We start from the raw sequence: 11157 nt of genomic DNA, 5'->3' as shown, positions 1-11157 counted from the left end.
TCAATCCGGCCCAGGCACTTCAAATAATATGTTCTGGTCTTTGGGACGGGTCGGGTTGGTGTGGGTGTGTCATCCCCCGCCCCGGCCGGACCGGACCGGCGGCGTCTGGGTCGCGACCTTGACCCCGGCCACCCACACCTCGCGACCGTTGCGGCCGGTGAGCAGGTCGCGGGCGCGGCTGACCCCGAGCTCGGTGAGGACCGGCTCGTAGAAGTCGACGACGTGCCCGCTCGCGTCGAGGCCGAGCACCTCGAGCTCGGCGCGCACCCGCTCGGGCCCGGTCATCTCGGGCAGGCCGCTCGTCGCGGTCAGCCGGGGCGTGTCGCCGAGGTCGAGGGTCAGCTGGGAGGCGACCGGACGGTCACGTGCGGCCGGCCCCTCGGACTGGGCCGCGGCGAGGGCCCGGACATCGGGCGGGGCCGAGTGGTCGACGGAGGCCCCGGCACGACGGTGCGCCGCGGCCGCCACGGGCCGCCGGCCGCCCGCACGCCGGGTGCCCGACCACCGGTCGAGCTCGGCGACATGGAGGAGCAGGTCGCGGCGGGTGACCCTCCCCCGCTCCGTGAGGTCGAGGGACGTGCTGATCCCGTGCACGCCGTCGAAGCCACCCGCGAGGACGAGCCGCTCGACCACCGGCCGGGAGACGTGCGCGCGCTGCCAGAAGTCGGACAGGCTGGCGTACGGCGCCCCTGCGACGATCCGCTCGACCTCGGCCTCCGTGATGCCGTGCACGTCGGCGAGCGAGAGCCGGATCCCGGGCCGACCGTCGGGGTCGAGCTCGTAGCGGTAGCTGCCCGTGCTGACGTTGACGTCGAGCCCGAGGACGGTCACGCCGAAGGCGCGCGCGTCGTCGAGGATGAGCCGCTTCGGGTACATGCCCGGGTCGTGCGTGAGGACCCCGGCGAAGAAGGGGGCCGGGTGATGCGCCTTGAGCCAGGCGGACTGGTAGGTCGGCAGGGCGAAGGCCGCCGCGTGCGCCTTGCAGAAGCCGAACGAGGCGAACGCCTTGAGCACGTCCCAGATCCGGTCGACCTCGTCCGGCTCGTAGCCCCGCGCCCGGGCCGCCGGGCGCCACCACCGCTCGACCCGTTCCTGGCCGTCGGTGCTGCCGAGGGCCCGGCGCACCTCGTCGGCCTCCGCGAGGCTGACCCCGGTCGTCTCGGCGACGATCCCCATGACCTGCTCGTGGAAGACGACGACGCCCTCGGTCTCCGCGAGCGCGGGCACGAGCGTCGGGTGGAGGCAGTCCCGCTCCTGCCAGCCCTGCCGGGCGTTGAGGAACGGGATGATCATGTCGGACTTGACCGGCCCGGGACGGAACAGCGAGATGTCGATGATGAGGTCGTCGAACCGCTCGGGGCCGAACTTGCCGATGAGCTCACGCTGGCCGGGGCTCTCGATCTGGAAGCACCCGAGCGTGCGGGTCGACCGGATCAGCTCGAACGTCTCCTCGTCGTCGTGCGACACCTGGGCCTCGTCGTCGAGGTCGACGTGCACGCCCTCGACCCGGGCGACCTCGTCGACCGCGTGGGCCATCGCCGACTGCATGCGCACGCCGAGGATGTAGAGCTTGAGCAGGCCGAGCGTCTCGACGTCGTCCTTGTCGAACTGGCTCATCGGGAAGCCCAGCCAGCTCGCCTCGACGGGCGTCCGGTCGAGCAGGCCGGAGTTGGACAGGACGACACCGCACGGGTGCAGGGCGATGTGCCGGGGCAGCCCGTCGAGTCGCTCGACGAGGTCGAGGACGAGCTGGAGCCGCGGGGCGTCGAAGCCGCTCGTGCGCAGCTCGGGGAGCTCGGCGAGGGCGTTGCGAGCGTTGCGGGCGGCGATGTGCGGGAACGCCTTGGCCATCGCGTCGACCTCGCCCGGCGGCATCCCGAGCGCGGCGCCGACGTCGCGGATCGCGTGACGGACCCGGTAGGTGTCCATCATCGAGACGCACGTGACGCGGTCGCCGCCGAACCGCTCGAGGACCCGCTCGTAGATCTCGGTGCGGCGGGCGGACTCGACGTCGACGTCGATGTCGGGCAGCTGGGCCCGGAGGGGCGTGCAGAACCGCTCCATGAGCAGCCCGTGACGCATCGGGTCGACACCGGAGATGCCGAGCAGGTAGTTGACGATGGAGCCGGCCCCCGAGCCCCGCGCAGCGACGCGCACGCCCATCTCGCGGATGAGGTCGCAGACGGCGGCGACGGTGAGGAAGTAGGTCGGGTAGCCGAGCGTCTCGATGACGGCGAGCTCGTCCTCGAGTCGCGTGCTGACCGCCTCGAGCCGCGACCCGGAGAGCGCCGGGTAGCGCGTGCCGATCGCCTCCCGGCAGCGGCGGGCGAGCACGTGCTGGGGGCTGACTCCGGGCCGGATGCCGAGCACGTCGGGCTCGGGCAGGTGGACCGCCCCGACCCCGAGGTCGGCGCGCGGGTGCTGGACGCACTCCTCGGCGAGCGTCAGGGTCGAGCGGAGCAGCTCGTCCGCGGCCTCGCGGGCGAGCGCACCCCCACCCGTCAGGCCCGGCCCCGAGACCTGGGCGACGTCGAGGGCGAGCCCGTGCATGAGCGGGGTCGGTGCGAGGTGGGCGGCGGTGGTGACCCGGTCGAGGTGGCGGGCATCGAGCGGGACGAGACGGCGGGCCGCGTCGAGCAGGTCCGCCACCGGCGCGTCCCGGCGGTCGGTGTGCCGGACCGCGGCGGTGATGACGGCACGCACGCCGGCCTCACGCGCGAGGGCGAGCATGCGGCCGGCCTGCCCGAGGCTGCCGGGCCGGCCCTCGGGGCCGCCGTGGCAGACGACCTCGACAGCAAGGCACCCGGGTGGCAGGAGCATGACCCACCGCTCGAGCGCGGCGCGAGCAGCCGTATGCCGCTTGGCGAGGACCGCACGGCCGACGTCCGAGTCGGGCCCGAGCAGCACGACGAGCCGACCGGGTGAGGCGTCGGCGTGCGCGTGCTGGGCGACGAGCGCCGGGGTCGTCACGGGGTTGCCCCGCTCGCCGTGCAGGTGTGTCGCGGTGACGAGCCGGCACAGGGCAGCCCATCCGGCGCCCGGGGCGAGCCCGGCGGCCCCGCCCCTGGCGAGCACCGTGACCCGGGGCAGTCGCGGGTCGACCGCGGCCCCGCCGCGGACCGGGGTCCGCTCGCGTCGCCCGGGTGGCTGCTCACGTCGGTCCGGGGATCCGAGGTCGGGCCCGACCGCGAGGTCGACGCCGAGGATCGGCGCAATGTCGGCCGCCATGCAGGCCCGGACGAACTTGACCGCCCCGTAGAGCCCGTCGCGGTCGGTCAGCGCGAGCGCCGGCTGCCCCCACGCGGCGGCACGCTCGACGAGCGCCTCCGGCTGGGCCGTGCCATAGCGCATCGAGTAGCCGGAGGCGACGTGCAGGTGGACGAAGCTGTCGGTCACGCATCCCTCCCGGAAGGGCGCGAGACGAGGGCCGGGGTGATCGACTCGGGCAACGGCGCGGCGAGCGGCGCACCGAGCAGGTCCGAGACGATCCGCAGGAACATCTCCGACTGGCGCAGCAGGTCGTCCGCCTCTCGCACGGAGACCCACCCGCCGCGGTCGGCGAGGGCCTGTCGCCGGGACGAGGCCGCGAAGAACGTGGCCCACTCGCCCAGCTCGGGTGCGACCTCGGGCAGGGCCCGCCAGACGCTCCGGGGGCGGCTCCGCGGCATCGCGGGGGTCCGGGCGGCGACGAGGGCGGCACCGGCGCGCAGCGCGCCGAGGTAGGCGTCCCGGTGCCGCTCGGTGGTGTCGACGGCTCGGCACGCGGACTCGAGGGTCGCCCGGGAACGCTCCAGCAGGTCGGTCGCCGCGAGCGGGACGGGGACGGGCACCTGGTGCATCGTGGTCATCTCCTGGCCCTCAGTCGGCAACCCGCACGAGCGACCACCGGTCGCCACCCGGGCACGCGTCGTGCGCGAGGTCGTAGACCCCTGGGCTGAAGGACCACCCCCGGCTCGCCTCGACCCGCCAGATCTCGTGCTCCCCGGCCGCGGCCTCGAGGGCGGCTCCCGGCTCGGTCCGGACGTCGTGGTCGAGGGCGTCGCGCCACCACGCCCGCCGCTCCCGCCACTGGCCGAGCACGTCGCGCACGACGTAGAGCCTCCCCCGCCAGATGAAGGCCTCGGGACGGCCCTGCGGCCCCTCGCCGGGGCGGACCTCGACCGGATCACTGAACCTGCGCACCACGACACGTCTCCCTGGGACACGTCGAAGCGGGAGTCACGACCCAAGGCGGCCTCGCGGACCACCGACACCCAACCGACGACTTCGAGCTGAACTTGGACGATCGAACGGCCCGACCGACGACCCGTCGATCGAACATCCATTCGAACACCTTCAGCGTAGCTCCCGGTCCCGACATCGTGTCAAGACGAGCCTGAGTACCGGGGCTCAGGCGGTCACCGGCCGCCCCCGGGCAGGATCGAGCAGACCGGGTCCGGCGCGTGACCGGAGGACTGCAGGGGGCACCTCCGAGCACGCACCGGACCCATCCGCCTGGTCGGCGGGGGTCAGATCGAGGCGTGCACCCCCAGGTTCGCGTGGACCTCCAGCGCGGCCGACGAGCGGTTCATCGTGATGAAGTGGATGCCGGGCGCACCCTCGTCGAGCAGGCGTCGCGCCGACTCGGTCGCGATCTCGATCCCCTCGGCCCGAACGCTGGCGGCATCCTCGCCGTGCCGGTCGAGCCGCTCCGTGACCGCCCCGGGCATCGGCTGGCCCGCGAGCTGCGCCATCCGGATGACCTGCCGGGCGTTCGTGATCGGCATGATCGACGGCACGACCGGAAGCCGTGAGCCCCGCCGTGCGAGCTCGTCCCTCAGCCGCAGGTAGTTGTCGACGTCGAAGACCATCTGGGTGATCGCGAACTCCGCACCGGCCCGTTCCTTGCGGATCAGGGTCTCCGCGTCCGCCGCGAGGTCGCCCGACTCGGGGTGCCCGTCCGGGAAGGCCGCGACGCCCACCGTGAAGTCGCCGAGTCGCTTGATGAGACCCACCAGCTCGTCGGCATGGTCGAACCCCTCCGGGTGCGCCGTCCACGGCGTGCCCAAGCCGCCCGCTGGGTCGCCCCGCAGGGCGAGGATGTTGCGGATGCCGGCCGCGGCGTAGTGCCCGACGACGGACCGCAGCTCGGTCACCGACGAGCCGACACAGGTCAGGTGGGCCATGGCCGTCAGGGAGGTCTCCTGCGCGATCCGCCCGGTGACGCGGACGGTGCGGTCGCGCGTGCTGCCGCCCGCGCCATACGTCACGGACACGAAGCTGGGCGCGAGCTTCTCGAGGTGGCGGATCGCCTGCCACAGCTGGGTCTCCGCCGCGTCGTCCTTCGGGGGGAAGAACTCGAAGCTGATCGTCGGCCGGTCGCCCCGGACCATCGCGGGGATCGACCTCGTGAAGCGCTCCGCGCGTGCCATGGAGGACGCCGTGCCGTGTGCCATGAGGCAACCGTACGTGCGGGCCGTCCGGGGCGCGGACCCGTTCCATCATGCGGGGGCCTCCCGGTTAGGCTGGCGGCGTCCCGCGAGCACTGCGACGGAGGAAAGCGTGGCCCAACCGACCGACCTGCGCGAGCTGCGTCGACGGGTCCAGGGGGCCGTCGACGACCAGATCGCCGCGGCCTCGCGCGACCTCGCCGAGATCGGTCCGGAGCTCGCGCCGTTGATCGACGCGGTCGCCGCGCTGCTCACCGGCGGCAAGGGGCTGCGGGCGAGCTTCCTCTACTGGGGCCACCGTGCCGCGGGGACACCGGACTCCCCCGCGCTCGTGCGTCTGGCCGCGAGCATGGAGTTCTTCCAGGGCGCCGCGCTCCTCCACGACGACGTCATGGACCAGAGCGACACCCGACGGGGTATGCCGTCCGCGCACCGCGCGATCGCGACGCTCCACGAGCAACGCGGCTGGGCCGGCGACGGCGACCGCTTCGGCGAGGGTGCGGCCATCCTGGCCGGCAATCTCTGCCTCACCTGGTGCGACCAGCTGTACGCCACGTGCGGCCTGCCGGCGGACGACCTCGCCCGCGGTCGCGCCCTCTTCGACCGGATGCGCACCCAGCTGATGGGTGGGCAGTTCCTCGACCTGCTCGAGTCGGCCCGCGGCTGGGAGGGACTCGGCCTCGACGAGCGTCTCCGGTCCGCGCGCACCGTGATCCGCTACAAGAGCGCGAAGTACACCATCGAGCAGCCCCTGCTCATCGGTGCGCTCGTCGGCGGGGTGGCCGAGCAGGCCCTGCCCCACCTCTCGTCCTACGGCCTCGCACTCGGTGAGGCGTTCCAGCTGCGCGACGACGTCCTCGGCGTCTTCGGCGACCCGGAGGCGACGGGCAAGCCCGCGGGCGACGACCTGCGGGAGGGCAAGCGGACCGCCCTCATCGCCTACGCCCTCGACGCCGCCGAGCCGGGCGACCGGCGCGCCGTCGAGACGCAGCTGGGGCGGGAAGACCTCGATGCGACCGGTGTCGACGAGCTGCGCGACATCATCAAGCGCTCACACTCCCTCGAGCGGGTCGAGGCCCTCATCGATGCCTGCGTCGAACGGGCCGGCACCTCGCTCGCGGCTGCGGCCTCGGCCGGCCGCCTCGACCGGTCCGCTGTCGAGGTGCTCGAGGAGCTCGTGCTCGTCTCGACCGAACGCCGGGCCTGAAGCCCGGTCCGTCGGCCGGCTGGCCTGAGGCCCGGCCGAGGTCGACCAGGTCGGCCCGGTCCCTCGTGAGCGCTCAGAGGGCCTCGGCCTGGGCGCGGCGGCGGACCTCGCGCTTGCGACCGGCCCACAGGGCGTCGATCGGTGCACCTGGCACCGGCAGCGTGTCGTCCGGGGTGAAGAGCCAGCGGATGACCTCGGTGTCGTCCATGCCGCCGTCGGCGAGGACGGTGACGGTGCCCTTGAGGTCGGACCGGGGGCCGGAGGCATCGAAGAAGCGAGCGGGCACGGCCACGACGGACCGCTCCCCGATCCTCGCGGCGACGACCTCACGGTCCGCGATCCACTGCCGCACCCGGCTGAGCGGGACGGCGAGGCGCTCGGCGGCGTCGGGGACGGTGAGCCACTCCCCGACAAGCTCCTGCAGGTCCTGGTCAACGGGGTTGGATGCCTCGGTCACGCCGCCAGTCTGCCACCCCGCACGTCGCCGCATTCCACCGCAGTCACTGAATGACATCGGTGTCGTTCCCATGCTCCACAGTGGTGCGTTAGTCTCAGCAGCGCAATCTTGCATCATCTGTCACATCAGCAACCCACGCAACGCGCCACTCCGATCGCCCAGCGCCTTGGAAGGACCGCACATGCCACTCGCCGCCGACGCCGCACTCGCCCAGCCACCCCACGTGGTCGTAGTAGCGGCCGCGACGCGCTGGCACACGGTGACCGTCCGCCCCGGCGACACGATCTGGCAGCTGGCCATCGACCACCACGCGACGGTCCAGGCACTCGTGGAGAAGAACCGCCTGGCGCGTGGCGGTGAGGTGATCTTCGTCGGGCAGAAGCTCCTGGTGCCCGGTCCGGGTGCGGCGCCGGCGCCCGCCCACAAGACGACGCCCTCCGGCAAGACGGCCTCGAAGCCCAAGCCGCGCACCACCGCGACCTACACGGTACGGCCCGGCGACACCCTCTCGGACATCGCCGCACGCCACAACGTCTCGCTGGCGGCGCTCGTCGCGGCCAACCGCATCACGAACCCCGGCGTGATCCACCCGGGCCAGCGGGTCGCCATACCGGGGACGGCTCGCACCGAAGCCGCGGCGCAGAAGGCGCCGGCCAAGCACCCGGCCCCGGCCCCGAGCAGCGACAACACCTTCGCCGGCTACACCTACTCCGACGCCATCGTCGGGGCGGCGAAGAAGAACCGCGACACCCTCGCCAGGCGTGACGTGCCGAGCCGCACGGAGACCGCCGACCTCATCCGCAAGGTCGCCACGCGCTACGGCGTCGACCCCCGCCTCGCGCTCGCGATCTCCTGGCAGGAGTCGGGCTGGAACCAGCGGGTGGTCTCCGTCGCGAACGCCGTGGGCACGATGCAGGTGATCCCCTCGTCCGGCCAGTGGGCCTCCGAGCTCGCCGGCCGCAAGCTCGACCTGCTCGACACCGAGGACAACATCACCGCGGGCGTCGTCATCATCAAGGCCCTGCTCCGGGGCGCCGACGACCGCGAGCAGGCGATCGCCGGCTACTACCAGGGTCTGCACTCGGTGCAGGCCAACGGCCTCTACGAGGACACCAAGGGCTATGTCGCAGCCGTCCTCACCCATTACAAGCGGATGTGAGCACCGGAATGGCCTCCCCCGGCCGAGCCTGGCCGGGATCACGGCCGCGGTTACGTAAACTCTCTGCGTGACGTCCAGCGTGTCGGACGCGCTCGTCGGTCGGGTCATCGACGGTCGCTACCGCATCATCAGCCACCTCGCTGACGGAGGCATGGCCTCCGTCTACGTGGCGATGGACGCACGCCTCGAGCGCCGCGTCGCCCTCAAGATCATGCGGCCGGGCCTCGCCACCGACAGCCTCTTCGTCGACCGGTTCCGCCGTGAGGCCAAGTCCGCGGCGCGCCTCAGCCACCCCAATGTCGTCGCCGTCTTCGACCAGGGCGAGGACGCGGGCGAGGTCTTCCTCGTCATGGAGCTCGTCACCGGCAAGACGCTGCGCGAGGTCATCCACGAGGAGGCGCCCCTCACCTCCCGGGAGTCCCTCGCGATCCTCGAGCCGATCCTGGAGGCCCTCCGGGCAGCGCATGAGGCGGACATCATCCACCGCGACGTCAAGCCCGAAAACGTCCTCATCCGCGCGGACGGCGAGGTCAAGGTCGCCGACTTCGGGCTTGCCCGCGCCGCCAGCACCCAGACCACGACGAGCCAGACCGGCGTCGTCCTCGGCACCGCGTCCTACCTCTCCCCAGAACAGGTCGAGCTCGGTACCTCCGACGAGCGCAGCGACGTCTACGCCGCGGGCCTGCTCCTCTTCGAGATGCTGACCGGACGCAAGGCCGTCACCGGCGAGACCGCCATCCAGATCGCCTACCGGCACGTGCACGGCACGATCGAGGCACCCTCGCAGGTCGTGCCGGCGGTCCCCGCCGCGCTCGACGACCTGGTCGCGAAGGCGACCGCGACCGAGCCCGGGGACCGGTTCCCCGACGTGCCGGCCTTCCTCGCCGCCCTCCGGGGTGTCCGGGGCCGCCTCACCGCGGCGGAGCTCGACCGGCGCGGCGTCGCCGCCCCGGGCCCGCACGGGAGTCCGGCCGTCTCCCACACCCAGCGGATGGACGCCGCCCGTCCCCCGCGAGCCGCGGAGGCGCCCGTGGCGCACGCGGCGGCCCCCGTGCTGTCGCAGACGACCGCCCTGCCGATCTCCGGCTCGCCCGACGAGCGCCGGCGTCGCCGCTGGCTCTGGCCGCTCGTCGCCCTCCTCGTCGTCCTCGTGGTGGGCGGTGGTGCATCGACCGCCTGGTGGTTCACGGCCGGGCCGGGTGGCACGACGCGCATTCCCCAGGTCACAGGCATCGGCGTCCAGCAAGCCGAGAGCCAGCTCCGCTCGCGTGACCTGCGGACCGGCACGACCGAGGCGTTCTCAGAGACCGTGCCCAAGGGGCAGGTCATCGACGTCAACCCCGCCCCGGGCACGGAGGTGCACAAGCAGATCGTCGTGGCGCTCGTCGTGTCCAAGGGGCCGGAGCGCTACACCGTGCCCGACCTGGGCGGCGCCAAGCTCGACCAGGTGGCGGCCAAGCTGAGCGGCCTGACGCTCAAGCTCGGCAAGAGCACCGAGGCGTGGAACGAGACCGTTCCCAAGGGGGTCGTGATCAGCCAGGACCCGGCCAAGGGCACCTCCGTCAAGCGGGGCACCACGGTGTCCGTCGTCGTCTCGAAGGGACGCGAGCCGATCGCCGTCCCGAACGTCGCCGGCAAGCCCTGGGCCGACGCCGAGGCCGCCATCGCCGGGGCGGGCCTCGCGGTCAAGCGGGCGGACGACGCCAACAGCGACACGGTGCCCGCGGGCAGCGTCATCTCGCAGTCCCCGGCGGAGGGCACCCTCCACCGCGGCGACCCCGTCACCGTGACCGTCTCCAAGGGCCCGGTGATGGTGCAGGTGCCCGACGTGCTCGGCCAGCCTGCGGCCGCGGCCGAGAAGGCGCTGACCGACCTCGGCTTCAAGGTGCGCATCGAGCGACCGCTGGGCCAGTTCTTCGAGCTCGTGCGCAACCAGAGCGTGCCGGGCGGGCAGAACGCCCCAAAGGGCTCGACGATCGTGCTGACGGTGGTCTGAGACCCCTTCGTGAAAGCTCCCGCCCGGCGCAATGTCGCCACCTTCCTGCTCATCGCCCTCACCGCCGTGTGGGGGTCGACGTTCTTCCTCATCCGTGACCTCGTCGTCCACGTCCCGCCCGTCGACTTCCTCGCCGTGCGCTTCACGCTGGCCGCGGTCGTCATGGTCGGCGTCTTCTGGCGACCGCTGCGGGCGCTGACCCGGCGTCAGATCCTCATCGGCACCGGCCTCGGCGTGCTCTACGGCCTCGCCCAGATCCTGCAGACACAGGGCCTGGCCTCGACGCCGGCGTCGGTGTCCGGCTTCATCACCGGGACGTATGTCGTGCTCACCCCGGTCTTCACGGCCGTGCTCCTGCGCGAGCGCGTCTCCGGCACCACCTGGGCGGCGGTCGCGCTCGCGACGTCAGGACTCGCCCTCCTGTCGCTCAACGGGTTCTCCATCGGCACGGGAGAGGCCATCACGCTGCTCGCCGCCGCCTTCTACGCGCTGCACATCGTCGGGCTCGGCAAGTGGAGCGGCAACGAGATCGCGACCGGCCTGTCCGTCGTCCAGATGGTCGTCATCGCCGTCATCTGCCTCATCGGCGCCCGGCCCGGCGGCGTCACGATGCCGTCCGGGCTCGGCCAGTGGGCCTCGGTCCTCTACATGGTCGTCTTCGCGAGCATCGGCTCGCTGTGGGTCCAGACCTGGGCGCAGGCCCACATGCCGGCCACCCGGGCCGCGATCGTGATGACGATGGAGCCCGTGTTCGCCGCCTTCTTCGCGGTGTGGCTGGGTGGCGAGGCGCTGACGGCGCGGATGCTGCTCGGCGGCGCGCTCGTCCTCACCGCCATGTATGCCGTGGAGCTCCTCGCGCGTCGCCGCCCGGGTGAGCTGCCGGCCGAGACCCTCCACCACGAGGTCTGA

Annotated in this window: 9 protein-coding genes; 4 read left to right on the top strand and 5 right to left on the bottom strand. The window is 72.8% G+C overall.

Features of this window, described 5'->3' with window-relative positions:
• Nucleotides 1-69: 69 nt before the first annotated feature.
• From ACTHJJ_RS06845 to metF, 4 genes are all read right to left on the bottom strand, one after another.
• The gene (locus tag ACTHJJ_RS06845) at nucleotides 70-3351 is read right to left on the bottom strand and encodes a DNA polymerase III subunit alpha (RefSeq protein ID WP_440302190.1); all 3282 of its coding nucleotides are present in this window, start codon (nucleotides 3349-3351) and stop codon (nucleotides 70-72) included.
• Nucleotides 3352-3392: 41 nt separating this feature from the next.
• A complete protein-coding gene (locus ACTHJJ_RS06840) occupies nucleotides 3393-3848 on the bottom strand; it encodes an SAV_6107 family HEPN domain-containing protein (RefSeq protein WP_440302189.1) in 456 nt (151 codons plus the stop codon).
• Nucleotides 3849-3858: 10 nt separating this feature from the next.
• Entirely contained in the window at nucleotides 3859-4185 is a 327-nt protein-coding gene (locus tag ACTHJJ_RS06835; protein WP_440302188.1) for a DUF6504 family protein, read from the bottom strand.
• 323 nt (nucleotides 4186-4508) lie between these two features.
• Complete coding sequence (gene metF, locus ACTHJJ_RS06830; protein ID WP_440302187.1) at nucleotides 4509-5435, bottom strand: methylenetetrahydrofolate reductase [NAD(P)H]; 927 nt, start codon at nucleotides 5433-5435, stop codon at nucleotides 4509-4511.
• Nucleotides 5436-5541: 106 nt separating this feature from the next.
• Here metF and ACTHJJ_RS06825 point away from each other — a divergent pair, with 106 nt between their 5' ends.
• The gene (locus tag ACTHJJ_RS06825; RefSeq protein ID WP_440302186.1) at nucleotides 5542-6636 is read left to right on the top strand and encodes a polyprenyl synthetase family protein; all 1095 of its coding nucleotides are present in this window, start codon (nucleotides 5542-5544) and stop codon (nucleotides 6634-6636) included.
• A 73-nt stretch (nucleotides 6637-6709) separates the two neighbouring features.
• Here ACTHJJ_RS06825 and ACTHJJ_RS06820 read toward each other — a convergent pair whose 3' ends face one another.
• The gene (locus tag ACTHJJ_RS06820) at nucleotides 6710-7093 is read right to left on the bottom strand and encodes an Rv2175c family DNA-binding protein (protein ID WP_440302185.1); all 384 of its coding nucleotides are present in this window, start codon (nucleotides 7091-7093) and stop codon (nucleotides 6710-6712) included.
• Nucleotides 7094-7274: 181 nt separating this feature from the next.
• Between ACTHJJ_RS06820 and ACTHJJ_RS06815 the strand changes: the two genes are divergently transcribed.
• From ACTHJJ_RS06815 to ACTHJJ_RS06805, 3 genes are all read left to right on the top strand, one after another.
• Nucleotides 7275-8252 carry a LysM peptidoglycan-binding domain-containing protein gene (locus ACTHJJ_RS06815; RefSeq protein ID WP_440302184.1) on the top strand — a complete coding sequence of 326 codons (978 nt, stop codon included), beginning with the start codon at nucleotides 7275-7277 and terminating at the stop codon, nucleotides 8250-8252.
• 67 nt (nucleotides 8253-8319) lie between these two features.
• Entirely contained in the window at nucleotides 8320-10248 is a 1929-nt protein-coding gene (pknB, locus tag ACTHJJ_RS06810) for a Stk1 family PASTA domain-containing Ser/Thr kinase (protein ID WP_440302183.1), read from the top strand.
• A gap of 9 nt (nucleotides 10249-10257) precedes the next feature.
• Complete coding sequence (locus ACTHJJ_RS06805) at nucleotides 10258-11157, top strand: DMT family transporter (RefSeq protein ID WP_440302182.1); 900 nt, start codon at nucleotides 10258-10260, stop codon at nucleotides 11155-11157.

The organism is Intrasporangium sp. (assembly GCF_051961875.1).
Lineage (GTDB): Bacteria > Actinomycetota > Actinomycetes > Actinomycetales > Dermatophilaceae > Intrasporangium_A.
Note: the sequence above shows the minus strand (reverse complement) of the source record. Positions and strands in the feature narration are given on the sequence as shown.

Bases quoted from the DNA above. Each gene is read 5' to 3' on its own strand.
- ACTHJJ_RS06845 (WP_440302190.1), bottom strand. From the start codon at position 3,351: ATGCGCTATGGCACGGCCCAGCCGGAGGCGCTCGTCGAGCGTGCCGCC.
- ACTHJJ_RS06840 (WP_440302189.1), bottom strand. From the start codon at position 3,848: ATGACCACGATGCACCAGGTGCCCGTCCCCGTCCCGCTCGCGGCGACC.
- metF (WP_440302187.1), bottom strand. From the start codon at position 5,435: ATGGCACACGGCACGGCGTCCTCCATGGCACGCGCGGAGCGCTTCACG.
- ACTHJJ_RS06815 (WP_440302184.1), top strand. From the start codon at position 7,275: ATGCCACTCGCCGCCGACGCCGCACTCGCCCAGCCACCCCACGTGGTC.